This window comes from Pseudomonas putida (genome assembly GCF_022627325.1).
In the GTDB taxonomy this organism is placed as follows: domain Bacteria; phylum Pseudomonadota; class Gammaproteobacteria; order Pseudomonadales; family Pseudomonadaceae; genus Aquipseudomonas; species Aquipseudomonas putida_X.
The window spans coordinates 134981-152575 of record NZ_JAETZZ010000007.1 but is presented as its reverse complement, the minus strand read 5'-3'; the positions used below and the strand labels follow the sequence as shown (position 1 = coordinate 152575).

Here is a 17595-nt window from a genome sequence, read left to right as displayed (position 1 = left end):
CCTGAAATTCAGAGGGTCTTGTTGGCCTCTGGCCCGATCATCCGCGCCAGCCCCAGGTTTTTCAGGGCCAATTGCAACGAGCTGTGGATAACCTGCGGGTTGTCATGGCTCAGGGCATCGGCCAGCAGCTCCTTGGCCTTGCTCATGTTGATCTGACGCAGCATCCACTTGACCTTGGGCAGGTTGGTAGCGTTCATCGACAAGCTGTCGAAGCCCATGGCCATCAACAGCACCGCAGCTGCCGGATCACCGGCCATCTCGCCGCAGATACTGACGGGCTTGCCTTCGCCGTGAGCATCACGCACCACGGTGTTCAAGGCTTGCAGCACTGCCGGGTGCAAGTAGTCGTACAAGTCGGCAACCCGCGGGTTGTTGCGGTCCACTGCCAGCAGGTACTGGGTCAGGTCGTTGGAGCCTACCGAAAGGAAATCCACCTGACGCGCCAGCTCCTTGGTCTGGTAAACCGCAGCCGGGATCTCGACCATCACGCCAACAGGTGGCATGGGCACGTCCGTGCCTTCGTCACGTACCTCGCCCCAGGCGCGGTGAATCAAGTGCAGCGCTTCTTCGAGTTCGTGAATGCCGGAAATCATCGGCAGCAGAATGCGCAGGTTGTTCAGGCCTTCACTGGCCTTGAGCATGGCGCGGGTCTGCACCAGGAAGATTTCCGGGTGGTCGAGCGTCACGCGTATGCCGCGCCAGCCCAGGAACGGGTTTTCTTCCTTGATCGGGAAGTACGACAGCGCCTTGTCCCCGCCGATGTCGAGGGTACGCATGGTCACCGGCAGCGGGTGAAACGCCGCCAACTGCTCGCGATAGATGGCCAGCTGCTCTTTTTCGCTGGGGAAGCGCTGGTTGATCATGAACGGCACTTCTGTGCGGTACAGCCCCACCCCTTCGGCGCCCCGCTGCTGGGCACGGGCCACGTCGGCAAGCAGGCCGGTGTTGACCCACAGCGGCATGCGATGACCGTCCGGGGTGACGCAAGGCAGTTCGCGCAGCGCATCCAGGCCCTGGGCCAGCTGACGCTCTTCTTCGACCACCTCGCTGTATTGCTTGCGCAGCACATCGCTGGGGTTGGTGAACACCTCGCCCTTGTAGCCATCGACGATCAGCTCGATACCGTCGACCTTGGAATACGGCAGGTCGACCAGGCCCATCACCGTCGGGATACCCATGGCACGGGCCAGGATGGCGACGTGGGAGTTGCCCGAGCCCAGCACCGAGACCAGGCCCACGAGCTTGCCTTCGGGCACCTCACCGAGCATCGCCGGGGTCAGCTCCTCGCTGACCAGAATGGTGTTGTCGGCATACACCAGCGATTGCGAACGGGCTTGCTGGAGGTAGGCCAGCAGACGGCGGCCGAGGTCTTTGACGTCCGAGGCGCGCTCGCGCAGGTAGTCGTCGTCCATCAGTTCGAAGCGGTTGACGTGCTCGCCTACCACCTGGCGCAGGGCACCCTGGGCCCACTGGCCGGTCTTGATGACATCCGTCACCTCACCGCCAAGGGCTGCATCCTCCAGCATCATCAGGTACACGTCGAACAGCGCGCGTTCTTCAGGGCGCAGCTGGGTGGCCAGCTTCGCCGACAGCTTGCGCATATCGGCACGCACGCCTTCGAGGGCGTTGTTGAACAGCTTGAGTTCAGCGTCGATGTCTTCGACCGTCTTGTCTGGCACCACCTCAAGGTCGGCCGGCGGCAGCATGACCACGGCACGCCCGACGGCAGCACCCGGCGAGCCTGGCACGCCGACGAAGCGCGCTTCCTGGATGCCCTTGCCCTGGCGGCCCAAGCCGCGAATCGAGCCGGTGGCCTCGGCGTGGGCGATGACCCCGGCGAGCTGGGCACTCATGGTGACCAGGAACGCTTCTTCACCCTCATCGAACTGGCGGCGTTCTTTCTGCTGAATGACCAGTACGCCGACCACACGACGGTGGTGGATGATCGGTGCACCGAGGAAGGATGCGAAACGCTCCTCGCCCGTTTCAGCGAAGTAGCGGTAACGTGGGTGATCGGCAGCGTTTTCCAGGTTCAGCGGCTCTTCCCGGGTACCGACCAGACCCACCAGGCCTTCGTTGGGGGCCATGCTGACCTTGCCGATGGAACGCTTGTTGAGGCCTTCGCTGGCCATCAGCACGAAGCGGTTGGTTTCCGGGTCGAGCAGGTAGACCGAGCAGACCTGGCTGCCCATGGCCTCCTTGACGCGCAAGACAATGATACCCAACGCCGTCTTGAGATCTTTGGCGGAGTTCACTTCCTGGACGATCTTGCGCAGCGTATTGAGCATGGCTCGGGGTCGAACTCCGTCGTCAGTCGCGCGTCAAAAGACGCGGTGCTAGCTCTTTCAGGGCGCGGCGATACACTTCACGCTTGAAGGTCACCACCTGGCCCAGCGGGTACCAATAGCTGACCCAGCGCCAGCCATCGAATTCGGGCTTGCCGGTCAGGTCCATCCGCACCCGTTGCTCATTGCTCACCAGGCGCAGTAAAAACCATTTCTGCTTCTGGCCGATACACAGCGGTTGGCTGTGGGTGCGTACCAGACGCTGGGGTAAACGATAACGCAACCAGCCGCGGGTGCAGGCAAGAATTTCCACATCATCGCGTTCAAGGCCAACTTCTTCGTTCAGCTCGCGGTACAGGGCATCTTCCGGCGTCTCGTCAGGGTTGATGCCACCCTGAGGGAATTGCCAGGCATCCTGGTTGATCCGCCGAGCCCATAGCACCTGCCCGGCATCATTCGTGAGAATGATCCCGACATTTGGGCGAAAACCATCCGGGTCGATCACGGCAGCAACCTCGCAAACGCATGTCACCGCATTGTTCCACAAAGCTTGCGAGGGCAGCAACGCGCCCGCCACGCTTATGTGCAGTGAGGTGAAAACTCCGTATTCTGCGGGCCTTCCCTATGGCTGACGCGAGTAACCGCAATGCGCCTGGCTTTATTCGACCTGGACAATACCCTCCTTGGTGGCGACAGTGACCACGCCTGGGGTGATTATTTGTGCGAACGGGGCATTCTGGACCCCATCGCCTATAAACGCCGCAACGACGCCTTCTACCAGGATTACCTGAACGGCACCCTGGACCTGCAGGCCTACCTGGCCTTCTCCATGGAAATCCTCGCGGCGACCGAGCCGGCGCAGCTTGACCAATGGCACCGCGACTTCATGCGCGACTGCATCGAGCCGATCATCCTGCCCAAGGCACTGGCCTTGCTGCAGCAGCACCGCGATGCCGGCGACCAGCTGGCGATCATCACGGCCACCAACCGCTTCGTCACCGCACCGATTGCCCGCCGCCTGGGCGTGCGGGTGCTGCTGGCGACCGAATGTGAGATGCAGGATGGCCGCTACACAGGGCGCAGTACCGATATACCGTGTTTCCGTGAAGGCAAGGTGACGCGGCTGGAGCGCTGGATGCTGGAGAACGGCTTCGACCTGGAAGACAGCTATTTCTACAGCGACTCGATGAATGACCTGCCATTGCTGGAGCGGGTAACGCACGCGGTGGCGGTGGACCCGGACCCTAACCTGCAGGCCGAGGCAGAACGACGCGGCTGGCCGGTGATATCCCTGCGGGATTGAAAGGGTTGGGGCTGCCGCGCAGCCCCATCGGCTCAGACCGGTTTGGCGCCCATCAGGCCGGCAATGGACAATAAGCAGACCCCGCTGAACACCGCCAGGGCCAGGGTAAACCGCAACCCCACCACCTCCGCCTTGCGCAGCCGATTCAGGCGCACCAGCAGCCACCATGCGGAAAACGCACCTACCGTATAGAGGACGCTGGAAGCCAGCACCCAGGTCTGCCCCAACGGCCAGCCCACCAGGTGCACCAGCCACCAGCCGGTGAACGGCATGCTCAACAGGCACACGCCCATCAACACCCAGACGAACACCAGCGGCCGTCGCAGCAGCTTGCCGTAGGCATCGGCATCGCCCTGGCGCCTGGCGCGTACAGTCCAGATCGCCAGGCCCAGCGCGCCCAGAATCAGGAGCGCGGTGGCGACGATGTGCAGAGCCTTGAGGGTGGTCAGGTGTTCCATGTCGTCACGTCCTTGGGTGGTTAGCCAAGCTTAGCCGCTCAACCCAGGAATAGCCGGTAAGCCGGGTTTTCGGTTTCATCCCAGTACGGGTAACCGATCTTGGCCAGCGCTGCCGGCACCAGGTGGCGCTCGTCCTCCGGCACCTGCAGCCCAGCGACGACACGGCCGTCAGCCGCGCCATGGTTGCGGTAGTGGAACATCGAGATGTTCCAGCGCCCGCCCAGCTTGTTGAGGAAGTTGAACAACGCCCCCGGCCGCTCAGGGAATTCGAAGCGCAGCACGATCTCGTCACTGGCACCGGCCGAATGGCCGCCGACCATATGGCGGATGTGCAGCTTGGCGAGTTCGTTGTCGGTCAGGTCGGTGACCGGGAAGCCCTGGTCGGTCAGCTGTTGCACCAGCGCAGCGCGCGGATCGTTCTCTGGGTGGGTCTGCACACCAACGAAGATATGGGCTTCGTCGGAGGTATGCTTGCGGTAGTTGAATTCGGTGATCTGGCGCTTGCCGATGGCCTCGCAGAAGGCCTTGAAGCTACCGGGGCGCTCGGGGATGGTCACCGCGATGATCGCTTCGCGCTTCTCGCCCAGCTCGGCGCGCTCGGCGACATGGCGCAGGCGGTCGAAGTTGACGTTGGCGCCGGAATCGATAGCGACCAGGGTTTGGCCGCTCACACCGGTGAGCTCCACGTACTTCTTGATACCGGCAACGCCCAACGCGCCAGCAGGTTCGGTGATCGAGCGGGTATCGTCGTAGATATCCTTGATCGCCGCACAGATCTCGTCAGTGCTGACGGTAATCACGTCATCCACGTACAGCCGGCAGATATCGAAGGTATGCTGGCCAATCTGCGCCACCGCCACACCATCGGCAAACAGCCCGACCTGCGGCAGGACCACGCGCTCGCCAGCGGCCATGGCGGCCTGCAGGCAGTTGGAGTCGTCAGGTTCGACGCCGATGACCTTGATTTCCGGGCGCAGGTATTTCACGTAGGCCGCGATACCGGCGATCAGGCCGCCACCACCCACCGGCACGAAGATCGCGTCCAACTGGCCCGGGTGCTGGCGCAGGATCTCCATGGCCACGGTGCCTTGGCCGGCGATGGTGTGCGGGTCGTCGTAAGGGTGGACATAGACCAAGCCCTTCTCATCGACCAGCTTCAGCGAGTAGGCCAGCGCCTCTGGGAACGAGTCGCCATGCAAGACAACCTTGCCGCCCCGCGAACGCACGCCTTCGACCTTGATCTCCGGCGTGGTTTTGGGCATCACGATGGTGGCCTTGATGCCCATCTCACGCGCGGCCAACGCCAGGCCCTGAGCATGGTTGCCGGCCGAAGCGGTAACCACGCCGCGTGCCAGTTCTTCCGGGCTCAGTTGCGCCAGCTTGTTGTACGCCCCACGGATCTTGAAGGAGAACACCGGCTGCAGGTCTTCACGCTTGAGCCAGATATGGTTGCCCAGGCGCTTGCTCAGTTGCCCGGCGCTGTGCAGCGGGGTTTCGACAGCGACGTCGTAGACGCGCGAGGTGAGGATCTTCTTGACGTACTGTTCAAGCATCGGGAAAGCATCACTGGCCGCGGGACAAGGGCTGCGAGTCTACCCCAGCGCCACGTCGGGCGACCACAGCAAAGCCGTCCGAGCCGTTATACTAGCCTCCTTTCATTACCGCCCTGCCCCTTTCCGGAGCCCGCATGACCCAGGACCAACTCAAACAGGCCGTCGCCCAGGCCGCTGTCGACTTCATTCTGCCCAAGCTGGATGAAAAGAGCGTCATCGGCGTCGGCACCGGTTCGACTGCCAATTTCTTCATTGACGCCCTGGCCCAGCACAAGACCGCGTTCGACGGCGCGGTCGCCAGCTCCGAGGCCACGGCACAGCGCCTGAAGGGCCACGGCATCCCGGTGTATGAGCTCAACAGCGTCAGCGACCTGGAGTTCTACGTCGACGGCGCCGACGAAAGCGACGCACACCTGAACCTGATCAAAGGGGGTGGCGCGGCACTGACGCGCGAAAAAATCGTCGCGGCCGTGGCCAAGACCTTCATTTGCATCGCCGATGGCAGCAAGCTGGTGCCGGTGCTGGGCGCCTTCCCGCTGCCGGTCGAGGTCATCCCGATGGCCCGCAGCCACGTGGCGCGTCAACTGGTCAAGCTGGGGGGCGATCCGGTGTACCGTGAGGGGGTGGTGACCGATAACGGCAACGTCATCCTGGACGTTCACAACCTGCAGATCACCAACCCGGTGGAGCTGGAAGCGCAGATCAATGCAATCGTCGGCGTGGTCACCAACGGCCTGTTCGCCGCGCGCCCGGCCGACCTGCTGCTGCTGGGCACCGCTGAAGGCGTCAAGCGCCTCACTGCCGAGTAACGCCTCGGCGGCAAGCCGGCGGTTGGGGCAACAACACACTCAATCGACCGGCTGCTTGAACACGTAGAACAGGTTCGGCTCACTGACCAGATAAATGGTCCCCGCTTCATCCATCGCAATCCCTTCCGCCTGCGGCACCGTCTGCTTCAGCCCCTGGTAACCCTTGCGCAGCGACAGTGTGCTCAACGGTTTGCCCTTCACATCCAGCTCCAGCACCAGCCGTGATTCATCCGACAACGCCAGCAGATGCCCGCTGCGCTCGTCGAATTGCAGGCTCGACAGATCCCTCACGAACAGCCCCTCATCGCGCTTGCGGTCCTGCGCTACATGCACTGCATAGGGCTGCTCCGGATTTTCATGGGGGAACCCGTGAATTTCATAGATCACTATCGGGTCCCGCTCCTTGGCCACGAACAGGCGTTTGCCCGCCGAGTCGTAGGCCAGGCCCTCGAAGCCCTTGTTACCGTTCAGGCCGATACCCAGGCTCAATTGCTCGGCATCGTTGGCATCCAGGAACAGCGTGTCATCCTCCAGGCGCACGCGAATCAGCCGTTGCTGGCGCTCATCGGTGATCACGTAACTGTTGGGCCCAACGTATTCCACCGCCTCGGGGTCGCCGAAACCGGTCAATGGCACCCGCCGCAGGATACGGCCGTCGAGGGACAATTCGATCAGTTCGGACCGCTTGTTGGTCACGGTGAACAGCGTCTTGCGGTCGGGGTCGTACGTCAGCGCCGAAACATCATCGTCCAGCCCGTCGATGGACTGCGCCTGGATCACCACCTGATAGCGATCCAGGCCCATGCTTCGTTCAGCGGGCTGCCACCAGGACTTGACGTTGAACCAGCCACGCTCGAGCAAACGGAACTGCTGCTGCGCCACGCCCAGCAAGAGCAAGGCGAGCAGACCAGTGACGGCCAGGATCAGGGGCAGACGAACATAACGACGCATAGGGCAGACTCGGTTTGAGGACGACGAATCTAACCACGACCAACTGAAGTAAAGCTTAATGCCAGCATCCGAAATATCGGATTTTTCAGTCAGTTTTCTTGAATCGATAGAACAGCGCCGGCTCACTGACCATGTACAGGTTGTCCTGGTCATCCATTGCCACCCCTTCAGCACGCGGAATGGTGTCCTTGAGGCCGTTGAACCCGCCCAGCAAGGTCATGAAGCTGACCTGCTGACCTTGCTCGTCGAGCTCCAGCAGCATGTTGGAGTCCGACGACAGCACCAGAAGGTGGCCCGTACGCGGGTCGACGCCCAGGGCTGAGAGGTTGCGCAGGTCGAGTTCGTCGCTGGGCAGCGGCTGCTTGTCACCCTGCAGCGGGCTACGACCATCGGTGCTCCAGGTATACAGCTTCGGCGGCCGCTCCTCACCGATCACCAGGCGCTGGCGCATCGGGTCCCATGCCACGCCTTCGAAGCCCTTGTTGCTTTGCACCGACTCGCCCAAGTCGTGGCTCTGAAAATCTGCATGGTTCAGCGACTTGGTTTGCGCATCCACCTTGACCACGGTCAGGTCGTGCAGACGCTCATCGGTAATGGCCAAGCGGCCATCCTCCAGCACGGCAACCCCTTCAGGGTTGTTCCAGCCCTGCAATGGGATCTGCCTCAGCACATCACCCTCGAGGCTCAACTCGACCAGGAACGGGTTCTTGCCCATGACCACAAATAACGTACGCGTATGCGGATTGAACGCCACGTCCGACGCTTCATCGTCGTCCATGCCCGGCAGGGGCTTGGCATCGATATCGACCTGGTAGTCCGGCAACCAGACGCTTTCGCCGCGCTCTGCGCTGCTCTCGAAGCCTTCCTGCAACCACAGCCGGCCCCGGTCATCCCAGTGCATTGCCACGGCCACGCCATAGCCAATCACCGCCGCCACGGCCAGGCCGAATGGCCAGCGCAGGTAGAAGCGACGCTTGGGGGATACGGAAGCGCTGGAAGACGGGGCCATACAGAGTGTTCCTGGGTAAATAGGCGGAGATTCGCGCATTATCCAGATGGGTTGTGAAAAAAACGGTAAATCGCGTCGCCCGCTTCGCGGGCGGCGCGGCCCTTGGTCAGAGCACCCGGCTTTCGAAGCGGCTCACGCCCGGCAACTCCAGCACCAGTTCATCACCCACCTCGAAGGGCCCGACGCCTGCCGGGGTCCCGGTCAGGATCACATCCCCCGGCAACAGCGAAAAGTGCGAGGCCATGTGCTGGATGATCGGCACGATCGGGTTGAGCATCATCGCGCTGTTGCCGTCCTGGCGAACCTCACCATTGATGGTCAGGCGCACGGGAATGTCGGCCAGGTCTTCGAACGTACCGGCAGCAACGAAAGGCGGCAGTACACAGGCACCGTCGAAACTCTTGGCGGTCTCCCACGGCATGCCCTTCTCTTTGAGCTTGGCTTGCACGTCACGCAGGGTCAGGTCCAGCGCTGGGGCGAAGCCTGAGATGGCATCCAGCACTTCTTCTTCGGACGGGTGCGCCGACAGCGGCTTGCCCAGCAACACTGCGATTTCGGCTTCGTAATGCACCGACCCACGGTCGCTAGGAATCTTGAAGCCACCCTCCAGCGGCACCACGCAACTGCCCGGCTTGATGAACAGCAACGGCTCGCTCGGAATGGGGTTGCCCAATTCCTTGGCGTGCTCGGCATAGTTGCGGCCAACGCAAACAACCTTGCCCAACGGGAAGTGGATACGGGTGCCGTCTACGTACTGGTGCTGGTAACTCATGGCCGACTCCTTTGATTACTGCTTTTATTCAGGAGCGAAGATCTTACCCGGATTCATGATGCCGTTAGGGTCGAAGACGGCCTTTATCGCCTTCATGCAGGCGATTTCCTGCGGTGAGCGGCTGTAGCCAAGGTAATCGCGCTTTGTCATGCCCACACCGTGCTCAGCGGAGATCGAGCCGTCATAGCGCTGGACGATGTCGAACACCCACTTGTTGACCTTGGCGCATGAAGCGAAGAAATCGTCTTTGCTCATGGTCTCGGGCTTGAGGATGTTCAGGTGCAGGTTGCCGTCACCAATGTGCCCGTACCACACCACCTCATAGTCGGGATAGTGCTCGCTGACGATGGCATCGATGTCGCGCAGGAAGGCCGGCACCTTGGAAACCGTGACCGAAATGTCGTTCTTGTACGGCGTCCAGTGGGAGATGGTTTCGGACAAGTATTCGCGCAGCTTCCAGAGGTTTCGCAACTGGGCTTCGCTCTGGCTCATCACCCCGTCCAGTACCCAGCCTTGCTCGACGCAGTGCTCGAAGGTGGCCAGCGCTTCATTGGCCACCTCCTCGGTACTGGCCTCGAACTCCAGCAAGGCATAGAACGGGCAGTCGGTGGCGAACGGCGCAGGAACGTCGCCACGGGCCATGATCTTGGCCAGGCCCTTGTCGGAAAAGAACTCGAATGCCGTGAGGTCAAGCTTGCCCTGGAAGGCATGCAACACCGGCATGATCGAATCGAAGTCCGGCGTGCCCAGCACCATCGCGGTGAGGTTGCGTGGGGCGCGGTCCAGGCGCATGGTCGCCTCGACTACGAACCCCAGGGTGCCTTCGGCGCCGATGAACAACTGGCGCAGGTCATAGCCCGTGGCGTTCTTGATGAGGTCCTTGTTCAGCTCGAGCAGTTCGCCCTTGCCCGTGACAACTTTGAGGCCAGCGACCCAGTTACGGGTCATGCCATAGCGAATGACCTTGATGCCACCCGCGTTTGTGCCGATGTTACCGCCAATCTGGCTGGAGCCGCTCGAGGCGAAATCCACCGGGTAATAAAGCCCCTGTTCTTCGGCGAATGCCTGCAACTGGCGGGTGATGACCCCAGGCTGGCAGACCACCGTGCGATCGAATGCATTGAAATCGAGAATCTGGTTCATGTAGTCGAAGGCGACCACCACTTCACCATTGGCTGCCACGGCACCGGCGGAGAGCCCGGTCCGACCGCCGGAAGGCACCAGGGCAACCTGATGGCGATTGGCCCAGCCAACGATGGCCTGAACCTGTTCCACGCTTTTGGGGAACACGATGGCAGTCGGCGCGGGCGGGAAATGCTTGGTCCAGTCCTTGCCGTACGTTTCCAGGGAAACGGCATCGGTCAGGACCTTGCCAGGGTCTACCAAGGTCATCAGTTCATCAATTACCGCGGGCTGCGTCATCGCCGGAACTCTCGACTTATTCATAGTCACCCTGAGTACTCTTCACCTGTCGGGATAAGCTCAGATTGTGTCGCGTATGCTAGCATAGCGCTCCCGCTGTTCATGCTAAGGCCGACGCCGCGCCTAGCATCACTTCTCGCCATTTTTTCTCCGGGATACAGGTTTACGCAGATGAGCAAGACTTCTCTCGACAAGAGCAAGATCAGGTTCCTTCTCCTTGAAGGTGTGCACCAGAACGCGGTGGATACCCTCAAGGCCGCCGGGTACACCAACATCGAGTACCTCACTGGCTCGCTGCCGGAAGCGGAACTCAAGGAAAAGATCGCCGATGCCCACTTCATCGGCATCCGTTCGCGTACCCAGCTGACCGAAGAGATCTTCGACTGCGCCAAGAAACTGGTCGCCGTCGGTTGCTTCTGCATCGGCACCAACCAGGTCGATCTGGACGCTGCCCGCGAGCGCGGCATTGCCGTGTTCAACGCGCCATACTCCAACACCCGCTCGGTGGCCGAGCTGGTGCTGGCCGAAGCCATCCTGCTGCTGCGAGGCATCCCCGAGAAAAACGCCTCCTGCCACCGTGGCGGCTGGATCAAGAGCGCTGCCAACTCGTTCGAAATCCGCGGCAAGAAGCTGGGCATCGTCGGCTACGGCTCGATCGGTACCCAACTGTCGGTACTGGCCGAGAGCCTGGGCATGCAGGTCTACTTCTACGACCCGCTGACCAAGCTGCCGCTGGGCAACGCCGTGCAGGTCACCAGCCTGCACGAACTGCTGGGCCTGGCCGACATCGTCTCGCTGCATGTGCCTGAGCTGCCATCCACCCAGTGGATGATCGGTGAAAAAGAAATCCGCGCGATGAAGAAGGGCTCGATCCTGATCAACGCCGCCCGTGGCACCGTGGTAGAGCTGGACCACCTGGCCGCGGCCATCAAAGACAAGCACCTGATCGGCGCCGCCATCGACGTGTTCCCGGTCGAGCCGCGCTCCAACGATGAAGAGTTCGAAAGCCCGCTGCGCGGCCTGGACAACGTGATCCTGACCCCGCACATCGGTGGCTCCACCGCCGAGGCCCAGGCCAACATCGGCCTGGAAGTGGCCGAGAAACTGGTCAAGTACAGCGACAACGGTACCTCTGTATCGTCGGTCAACTTCCCGGAAGTCGCCCTGCCAGCGCACCCGGGCAAGCACCGCCTGCTGCACATCCACGAAAACATCCCGGGCGTGCTCAGCGAGATCAACAAAGTCTTCGCCGAGAACGGTATCAACATCTCCGGTCAGTTCCTGCAGACCAACGAGAAAGTGGGTTACGTGGTAATCGACGTTGACGCCGAGTACTCCGACCTGGCGCAAGAGAAGCTGCAGCACGTCAAGGGCACCATCCGCTCGCGCGTACTGTTCTGAGCTTGATTGCCAAGCCCTGGTAGCGGCTGCCAGTCAGACAGCGTTATCAGGGCTGCTACGCAGCCCATCGCCGGCAAGCCGGCTCCCACAGGCTGCGCGCAGGCCTCAAGCGCTGCGCGGTCTCTGAACTGCCCCAAGCAAGCTGGACACCAATCCAACGGCCTGGGGCAGTCCATTCTGTGGGAGTCGGCTTGCCGGCGATGGGCCGCAAAGCGGCCCCAAAACCGCTTAGCCGAGGGGCCTCGAACTTGATGGCCTCCTTTATAGTTCGGCCAACAAGCCCGCCCCCCTTAGCGATGCCAGCGGCGTCGGCTTACTTCACTTCGACCGTGATCTTCTTCGACTCAACGCTTGGCTTGAACGGTACGTGATACCGGTCACCCAGTACCAACTGCAGGGTGTGCTTGCCCGGCGTCAGGGTAAGGGTGGTCTCGGTCTGGGCCTTGCCGAAGTGCAGCACCTGTGGGCCGGCTGGCAGCGCTGCACCGCCTTCAGGCATCAAGCTGGTCGGCAGTGGCTGATCGGCTGCAGGCTCCTTGTCCACATCCACCAGCAGGTGGTGGTGGCCGGTGTGCGGGGTCTGGTCACCCGCAGGTTTGAGCCCCATGCCTTCGATGCCAAACTTGACGGTGAAGGTCTTGTCGACCGTTGCACCATCAGCGGGGGAAACGATGAAGACCTTGGCATCCTTGGGCGGCTCCTGGCTCTTCAGCGCATCCGCAGCGCTGGCCAGTACCGAGGCCCCCATCAGCAGACCGGCTACGGCAGCACGCGAAAATAGGCTGTTCATTCACTTCTCCTGTGATTCACTCATTGACCGCCACCTGCAAACGAACGGCGGCGGAAGTCCACCATAGCCCACAAAGAGAAAAATTTCAGTTAGGGTTAAACATCGCCAAGGCTTCAAGGTCATAGGCTGCGCTCGACCACGACGAGGAAGAAAGTCGTGGCGAAAGTTATTCATTTGCCAAAAAAAAGGGGCATTAGATGCGTTCGACGCTGGGTGTACTGCTGGCAGTACTGATCACGCCATCGGCTCAAGCCGAGCTGATAGACGAAATCGCCGACCGGGGCGAACTGCGCATTGCCGTACAGGCCGACAACTCGCCGTATGCCTTCAAGGAAAACGAGCACCTGACGGGCTTTGAGATCGAGTTCGGCCAAGAGCTGGCCAAACAACTGGACCTGCGTGTCGAGTTCATTGAAACACCTGAGGACGAGATCCTCCCCGGTGTTGAAACGGGCAAATACGACATCACCCTGACCCCAGCGGAAAATGCCCCCAAGGCCGACACACCGTTCGACCTGAGCCAGCCTTTTGGCGAGAGGAAACTGGTCATCCCGTTCCAGAAAGACAACCCGGCGTTCGAGAGCGCGGTGAACAACGCGCTGCAGCGCCTCAAGGACAGCGGCCGAACAGCGGAGCTTGAGCAGAAGTGGTTCAAGGGTGTGCAGCAGACGGCTACCGGAGAGTAAGTCAGTTATTGCCTGCACAGCCAGTCGCGGGTAACCCTCGCGAACGGGCCAGCACCCAACTACGCTGTCAGCCCAGCCAGCGCTCGCTGGGCCTCTTCCAGCTCCAGCTCGCTGAACACCAGCACGCCCTCCCGCCGCAGCAGTGCGGTGGTCACCCCCTGCCCTGGCACTTTCACCCCAGCGAACGTGCCATCGTAGGTCAAGCGGTTGCCACACGAAGGGCTGCCCGCCTTGAGCACCGCCACCCGGATGCCATGCCGACGCACCAGCGCCAGCGCCTGCCGGGCACCGGCAAGAAAGGCCGCGCTTACGTCCTCGCCATCGATCGTCAGCACCTGCGTGGCGCCATCGAGCACCTCGCCGCCCTGCCCGCCCGGTATCTCCGCGGGCGGGCGCGGTGTGGGCAGGCCACCCGCCACCTCCGGGCACAACGGCACCACACGCCCTTCAGCCTGCCAGCGCTGCAACAGATCAGGATGGCCGCTGGCGCGCCCGTCATAGCGCACCGGTTGCCCCAGCAGGCAGGCGCTGACCAGCACCTTGGGCGGGTCAGAACGGGTCATTGCCACGGCGCCGGAACCACCCCGTCAACGAAAGCCTCTCACGCCCCGCAGGCAAGACTTCATGAGGCACTTCACCCGATAGAAACACCACCAGGCAACCGGCCACGGGCAGCACATCATGCTCGACAGCGTCAGCCAGGAACATGCGCAACTGGCCGCCATCCTGCGGCTGCCAGTTTTCATTGAGGTAAAGCACGGCCGAAACCATGCGCCGGTCGTCGTCGCGAAAACGGTCAAGGTGGCGACGGTAGAACGCACCTGCCGGGTACAGGGCGAAGTGACACTCGAAGTCTTCAAGGCCCAGGAACAGGCCCTGGTTGATGGCCAGACGCAGCTGGTCCATCGCTTCAAGGTACTGATCGCAGGCCTGGGCCTGACCCGGGTCGATCCACTGGATCTGGTCCCCGCGGATCGCCTCGCGCACCTCCTGGGCCACACCGCGCCCCACCCCAGCGGGGTTGAGCTGGCCTTCGGCATCACGCCGACGACACTCGGCCGCAAGCGCGCCGACCAGCTCAGCGGGCAGGAAAAGAGCCTGCTGCGACCAGCCACGGGTGGCCAGATCGTCAACGACGGCTGCAAGCATCGGGTTTTCAGGGGAGATATGCATGGCGCGCATCATATCCATTAGCCATGCCCTCGCACAGCGCCACTTGGCCGAGAAACACGCCCCTATCTCGACAAACCGGCGCCGAGCCAAGGACAATAGCCATCTGCCGACAGGAGTCCTGAATGCGCCGTCTGTTTTTCCTGATTTTGCTGATGATCTGCACCGTGCCTGTCTGGGCAGACAGCCTCGATCAGCTCTACAAGGCCGCCGGCTGGCCCGACCAGCGCGCCCATTTCAATGATGCCGTGAGCGCCGCCCAGCAGCGCTACCGCAACAGCCTGCCGCCTGCGGTTTACCAGGCGCTGGTCAGCAACAGCAATCAGCGCTTCCAGGCTGAGGCCATGGACCGCCGTGCCCAGGCACAATTGCGCAGCGCGCTGCCCGACCCTGCGCCGGCGCTGGCCTTTTTCCAGTCACCGCTGGGGCGCAAGATCGTAGCTGCCGAACTGCTGGCCACGCGCAAGGACCAACTGGCCAAGCACGCCAAGGGCTTGCCGAAAATCCAGGCCAGCGATGATCGTCTGCTGATCATCGGGCACCTGGCTCAGGCGCTCCCGGCCCGCGAAGCCGGTGCCGAGGTTAGCCTGGCGATCGCCGGCGTAGCGGCCGACAGCCTCAGTTCGATGATCCCCGGCCTGTTCGGCGGTGGCCAGGCCCAAGGCCTGCTCGATGGCCAGCGCCAGCGGCTGATGAACCAGATTGGCGAAGACCTCAACAACACGTTGCTATACGTGTACCGCGACCTGTCCGACGCCGAGCTGGAAGAGTTCGCCACCTTCGCCGAGTCACCCGAAGGCAAAGCGTACTACCAAGCCGCCGTGGCAGCTGTGCGCGCCGGCCTGGCAGTCGGCCAGAGCGGCGCGAACCTCAAGTGATCAGCCCAGGCGCTGGTCGATGAAGTCGAAATAGCGCTGGCGGATGGCCGGCAGTTCGTTGGCCAGGTGGTGACGGGCTTCGGGCAGCAGCAGTATCTGGGGCTCGGCGAACTTGGCCTTGAGCACTTCGAGGTTGTAGGGCCAGTCCACTGTGCCGTCAGCCTGCCCCTGCACGATCAATGGTCGCCGCGCACTGCAGGGCGCAGCCTCGATCCGCTTGACCCAGGCCATCAGCGCGCCGACCCAGGCTGTCGGCAGGCGCCGGGGCTGAAGCGGGTCGGCCTCCAGGAACGGCAGGAACGTCGGGTCATTGCTGTTCTCGCTGAAGCGCCGCTCAATGCCATTGACGAAGTGGCGCAACACTCGATAACTGAGTTTCGACCACAGCCACGCGCGTGGGCGCACGAGCGGCGCAAGCAGAATGACCTGGCCATCAACCGGGCTCTGTAGCCCCTGATGCAACAGGTGATCGACGGCGATGGCGCCGCCCGTGCTCTGCCCGCAAAGGTGCCACGGGTGCGGCAAACCAAGGCCGCGCGCCTGCTCGAACAGGGCATCGAGCACCTGTTGGTAGAGGGCGAAATCAGTGATGCTGGCGCGCTCGCCACTGGACAGGCCATGGCCAGGCAGGTCGCAGCTGATAACGGCATAACCCTGCTTGACTGCCCATTCGATCACATGGCGATAGAGGCCCATGTGATCGTAGTAGCCATGCAGCAGAAACACTGTCGCCACAGGCTGAGCCGGCAGCCAGACTTGCCCCACCAGCTCGAAACCCGCAGCCTGAAAACCGCCCAGCCAGCTCTGCGTCGACAGATTCAGGCCGTAGAAGCGCTGATAATCCTGCGCCTGAACGGATAAAGGTTGGCGTTTGCCAAGGGGCGCGAGGCTGGCGCGCAGGCGGTCAGGGTGAAAAGCAGCGGGCATCGAGCACATCCACATTGATGCAAGTATTGATCTGGAATCTTCAGCTCTGGGCGGCGTCGTGGCAAGCTTGCTCACCTTTGAGCAACCCCTGTCTTGCACAAAGCCTGAATGCTGGCCCGCTCCCACAAAGGTCCACCGACTGGTCATGAATAGCCGAATCATCAAACCGCTGAGCACGGTAATTGCCTTGCTGGTTGGCGCCGTCATCCTCTGGCAGGCCTACACCACCTTCCAGGCCCGCTACCTGCGCCCGTTCGGCAACCAGGTCACGCTGTTCAATGGCAGCCAGCTGCAGCTCCCCGCCGAGCTGGCCGGCCCCGGCCCGATCCGCGTGGTGCATTTCTGGGACCCTGCCTGCCCGTGCAACGTCAGCAACCAGCAGCACCTGGGCGACCTGGTCAGCCAGTTCGCCAGCCAGGACGTGGCCTTCCACGTGCTGCAAAAGCCCGGCAGCCACGGCCTGTTGCCCGCCAACCTGAACAGCCTGCAACCCATCGCCAACGTGCCAGGCAGCGAACACCTGCCCGCCTCCCCCGCCGTGGCCATCTGGGACCACCAGGGCAACCTCGCCTATTTCGGCCCTTACAGCGAAGGCGCAGTGTGCAACGCCAGCAACAGCTTCATCGAACCGATCATCAAGGCGTTGCTCGCATCACGACCCGTGCAGGCCACCGATACCTTGGCCGTAGGGTGCTATTGCCCCTGGTAGATAGCGGGTGTCCGATAGATATCCATTCGCACCCGAGAGCCATTGGGTTGAAAGACGGACAAAAATAGAGACCCATCACAAGCATGAAATCGCAAACGGTGGCGCTGTGTATGATTGGGACAATCTATTGCTCATGACGCCTCGAGTTCATATTGATCACCACAAGGAGAGCAATCAATGACCCTCAAGGAAAAATTGGAGGATTACACAGAAGATGAATTCCTCACACTCATAACAGAGCTATTCGAGAATCGCGCAGGCCGTCGCGGCGCTGAGTTGGAAAGTTTTCGAGACATGATTGTTTTCAACTTTAGGAAAATCACAGAGCACCCAGATGGAGCAGACGTCCTTACTAGGCCTCCAGCAAACTCGGACAAGAGCCCTCGAGGCATCGTAAACCGTATAAAAGAATGGCGCGCCGCCAACGGCAAACCTGGCTTCAAACCTGCCTGACACCAAGCCCCGCGGCTGA

20 protein-coding genes are annotated in these 17595 nt (G+C 62.0%); 8 read left to right on the top strand and 12 right to left on the bottom strand.

Annotation, left to right across the window (positions count from 1 at the left end; all coding sequences use genetic code 11):
• Positions 1–8: 8 nt before the first annotated feature.
• Together ptsP and JNA92_RS13095 are read right to left on the bottom strand one after the other, a co-directional pair.
• A complete protein-coding gene (gene ptsP, locus JNA92_RS13100; RefSeq protein WP_241805049.1) occupies positions 9–2288 on the bottom strand; it encodes a phosphoenolpyruvate--protein phosphotransferase in 2280 nt (759 codons plus the stop codon).
• 22 nt (positions 2289–2310) lie between these two features.
• On the bottom strand, positions 2311–2790 hold the full coding sequence (locus tag JNA92_RS13095; RefSeq protein WP_003249017.1) for an RNA pyrophosphohydrolase: 480 nt from the start codon (positions 2788–2790) through the stop codon (positions 2311–2313).
• Between the two features lie 141 nt (positions 2791–2931).
• On the opposite strand from JNA92_RS13095, the gene JNA92_RS13090 reads away from it, so the two are divergent.
• Positions 2932–3588, top strand: a complete 657-nt coding sequence (locus JNA92_RS13090; RefSeq protein WP_241805048.1) for an HAD family hydrolase — start codon at positions 2932–2934, stop codon at positions 3586–3588.
• Between the two features lie 32 nt (positions 3589–3620).
• Here JNA92_RS13090 and JNA92_RS13085 read toward each other — a convergent pair whose 3' ends face one another.
• Positions 3621–4046, bottom strand: coding sequence for a DUF2269 family protein (locus JNA92_RS13085; RefSeq protein ID WP_241805047.1), 426 nt, complete (start codon positions 4044–4046; stop codon positions 3621–3623).
• A 38-nt stretch (positions 4047–4084) separates the two neighbouring features.
• On the bottom strand, positions 4085–5599 hold the full coding sequence (gene ilvA / locus JNA92_RS13080; protein WP_241805046.1) for a threonine ammonia-lyase, biosynthetic: 1515 nt from the start codon (positions 5597–5599) through the stop codon (positions 4085–4087).
• 134 nt (positions 5600–5733) lie between these two features.
• Between ilvA and rpiA the strand changes: the two genes are divergently transcribed.
• On the top strand, positions 5734–6408 hold the full coding sequence (rpiA, locus tag JNA92_RS13075) for a ribose-5-phosphate isomerase RpiA (RefSeq protein ID WP_241805045.1): 675 nt from the start codon (positions 5734–5736) through the stop codon (positions 6406–6408).
• A 39-nt stretch (positions 6409–6447) separates the two neighbouring features.
• On the opposite strand, the gene JNA92_RS13070 is transcribed toward rpiA, so the two are convergent.
• The 4 genes from JNA92_RS13070 to JNA92_RS13055 form a co-directional block, all read right to left on the bottom strand.
• Entirely contained in the window at positions 6448–7359 is a 912-nt protein-coding gene (locus JNA92_RS13070; RefSeq protein ID WP_241805044.1) for an SdiA-regulated domain-containing protein, read from the bottom strand.
• Between the two features lie 85 nt (positions 7360–7444).
• On the bottom strand, positions 7445–8368 hold the full coding sequence (locus JNA92_RS13065; RefSeq protein ID WP_241805043.1) for an SdiA-regulated domain-containing protein: 924 nt from the start codon (positions 8366–8368) through the stop codon (positions 7445–7447).
• Positions 8369–8474: 106 nt separating this feature from the next.
• Entirely contained in the window at positions 8475–9140 is a 666-nt protein-coding gene (locus JNA92_RS13060) for a fumarylacetoacetate hydrolase family protein (protein ID WP_241805042.1), read from the bottom strand.
• 24 nt (positions 9141–9164) lie between these two features.
• A complete protein-coding gene (locus JNA92_RS13055; protein ID WP_241805041.1) occupies positions 9165–10562 on the bottom strand; it encodes an FAD-binding oxidoreductase in 1398 nt (465 codons plus the stop codon).
• A 171-nt stretch (positions 10563–10733) separates the two neighbouring features.
• Here JNA92_RS13055 and serA point away from each other — a divergent pair, with 171 nt between their 5' ends.
• On the top strand, positions 10734–11963 hold the full coding sequence (serA, locus tag JNA92_RS13050; RefSeq protein WP_039602651.1) for a phosphoglycerate dehydrogenase: 1230 nt from the start codon (positions 10734–10736) through the stop codon (positions 11961–11963).
• 313 nt (positions 11964–12276) lie between these two features.
• Here the strand turns inward: serA and JNA92_RS13045 are convergent, their stop codons facing one another.
• On the bottom strand, positions 12277–12753 hold the full coding sequence (locus JNA92_RS13045) for a DUF4399 domain-containing protein (protein WP_241805040.1): 477 nt from the start codon (positions 12751–12753) through the stop codon (positions 12277–12279).
• Between the two features lie 197 nt (positions 12754–12950).
• Here JNA92_RS13045 and JNA92_RS13040 point away from each other — a divergent pair, with 197 nt between their 5' ends.
• Positions 12951–13439, top strand: a complete 489-nt coding sequence (locus JNA92_RS13040; protein ID WP_241805039.1) for a substrate-binding periplasmic protein — start codon at positions 12951–12953, stop codon at positions 13437–13439.
• A 59-nt stretch (positions 13440–13498) separates the two neighbouring features.
• On the opposite strand, the gene JNA92_RS13035 is transcribed toward JNA92_RS13040, so the two are convergent.
• Together JNA92_RS13035 and JNA92_RS13030 are read right to left on the bottom strand one after the other, a co-directional pair.
• A complete protein-coding gene (locus JNA92_RS13035; RefSeq protein WP_241805038.1) occupies positions 13499–14002 on the bottom strand; it encodes a DUF523 domain-containing protein in 504 nt (167 codons plus the stop codon).
• A complete protein-coding gene (locus JNA92_RS13030) occupies positions 13989–14621 on the bottom strand; it encodes a 2OG-Fe(II) oxygenase (RefSeq protein ID WP_241805186.1) in 633 nt (210 codons plus the stop codon). The genes JNA92_RS13035 and JNA92_RS13030 overlap by 14 nt, the downstream gene beginning before the upstream one ends.
• A gap of 113 nt (positions 14622–14734) precedes the next feature.
• Between JNA92_RS13030 and JNA92_RS13025 the strand changes: the two genes are divergently transcribed.
• Positions 14735–15487 carry a DUF2059 domain-containing protein gene (locus JNA92_RS13025; RefSeq protein WP_241805037.1) on the top strand — a complete coding sequence of 251 codons (753 nt, stop codon included), beginning with the start codon at positions 14735–14737 and terminating at the stop codon, positions 15485–15487.
• On the opposite strand, the gene JNA92_RS13020 is transcribed toward JNA92_RS13025, so the two are convergent.
• Entirely contained in the window at positions 15488–16414 is a 927-nt protein-coding gene (locus JNA92_RS13020) for an alpha/beta hydrolase (protein WP_241805036.1), read from the bottom strand.
• A gap of 145 nt (positions 16415–16559) precedes the next feature.
• Between JNA92_RS13020 and JNA92_RS13015 the strand changes: the two genes are divergently transcribed.
• From JNA92_RS13015 to JNA92_RS13005, 3 genes are read left to right on the top strand one after another with little or no spacing between them, the layout of a single operon-like run.
• Positions 16560–17123 (top strand): DUF6436 domain-containing protein, encoded by a 564-nt coding sequence (locus JNA92_RS13015; protein WP_241805035.1) that lies wholly within the window; start codon positions 16560–16562, stop codon positions 17121–17123.
• A gap of 7 nt (positions 17124–17130) precedes the next feature.
• Entirely contained in the window at positions 17131–17304 is a 174-nt protein-coding gene (locus JNA92_RS13010) for a hypothetical protein (RefSeq protein WP_347269620.1), read from the top strand.
• The gene (locus JNA92_RS13005) at positions 17301–17576 is read left to right on the top strand and encodes a bacteriocin immunity protein (RefSeq protein ID WP_241805034.1); all 276 of its coding nucleotides are present in this window, start codon (positions 17301–17303) and stop codon (positions 17574–17576) included. The genes JNA92_RS13010 and JNA92_RS13005 overlap by 4 nt, the downstream gene beginning before the upstream one ends.
• Positions 17577–17595 lie beyond the last annotated feature (19 nt).

Excerpts from the sequence above, each read along its gene's own strand:
- ptsP (WP_241805049.1), bottom strand. The coding sequence starts at position 2,288 with ATGCTCAATACGCTGCGCAAGATCGTCCAGGAAGTGAACTCCGCCAAA.
- JNA92_RS13090 (WP_241805048.1), top strand. The coding sequence starts at position 2,932 with ATGCGCCTGGCTTTATTCGACCTGGACAATACCCTCCTTGGTGGCGAC.
- JNA92_RS13085 (WP_241805047.1), bottom strand. The coding sequence starts at position 4,046 with ATGGAACACCTGACCACCCTCAAGGCTCTGCACATCGTCGCCACCGCG.
- ilvA (WP_241805046.1), bottom strand. The coding sequence starts at position 5,599 with ATGCTTGAACAGTACGTCAAGAAGATCCTCACCTCGCGCGTCTACGAC.
- rpiA (WP_241805045.1), top strand. The coding sequence starts at position 5,734 with ATGACCCAGGACCAACTCAAACAGGCCGTCGCCCAGGCCGCTGTCGAC.
- JNA92_RS13070 (WP_241805044.1), bottom strand. The coding sequence starts at position 7,359 with ATGCGTCGTTATGTTCGTCTGCCCCTGATCCTGGCCGTCACTGGTCTG.
- JNA92_RS13065 (WP_241805043.1), bottom strand. The coding sequence starts at position 8,368 with ATGGCCCCGTCTTCCAGCGCTTCCGTATCCCCCAAGCGTCGCTTCTAC.
- JNA92_RS13060 (WP_241805042.1), bottom strand. The coding sequence starts at position 9,140 with ATGAGTTACCAGCACCAGTACGTAGACGGCACCCGTATCCACTTCCCG.
- JNA92_RS13055 (WP_241805041.1), bottom strand. The coding sequence starts at position 10,562 with ATGACGCAGCCCGCGGTAATTGATGAACTGATGACCTTGGTAGACCCT.
- serA (WP_039602651.1), top strand. The coding sequence starts at position 10,734 with ATGAGCAAGACTTCTCTCGACAAGAGCAAGATCAGGTTCCTTCTCCTT.
- JNA92_RS13045 (WP_241805040.1), bottom strand. The coding sequence starts at position 12,753 with ATGAACAGCCTATTTTCGCGTGCTGCCGTAGCCGGTCTGCTGATGGGG.
- JNA92_RS13040 (WP_241805039.1), top strand. The coding sequence starts at position 12,951 with ATGCGTTCGACGCTGGGTGTACTGCTGGCAGTACTGATCACGCCATCG.
- JNA92_RS13035 (WP_241805038.1), bottom strand. The coding sequence starts at position 14,002 with ATGACCCGTTCTGACCCGCCCAAGGTGCTGGTCAGCGCCTGCCTGCTG.
- JNA92_RS13030 (WP_241805186.1), bottom strand. The coding sequence starts at position 14,621 with ATGCGCGCCATGCATATCTCCCCTGAAAACCCGATGCTTGCAGCCGTC.
- JNA92_RS13025 (WP_241805037.1), top strand. The coding sequence starts at position 14,735 with ATGCGCCGTCTGTTTTTCCTGATTTTGCTGATGATCTGCACCGTGCCT.
- JNA92_RS13020 (WP_241805036.1), bottom strand. The coding sequence starts at position 16,414 with ATGCCCGCTGCTTTTCACCCTGACCGCCTGCGCGCCAGCCTCGCGCCC.
- JNA92_RS13015 (WP_241805035.1), top strand. The coding sequence starts at position 16,560 with ATGAATAGCCGAATCATCAAACCGCTGAGCACGGTAATTGCCTTGCTG.
- JNA92_RS13005 (WP_241805034.1), top strand. The coding sequence starts at position 17,301 with ATGACCCTCAAGGAAAAATTGGAGGATTACACAGAAGATGAATTCCTC.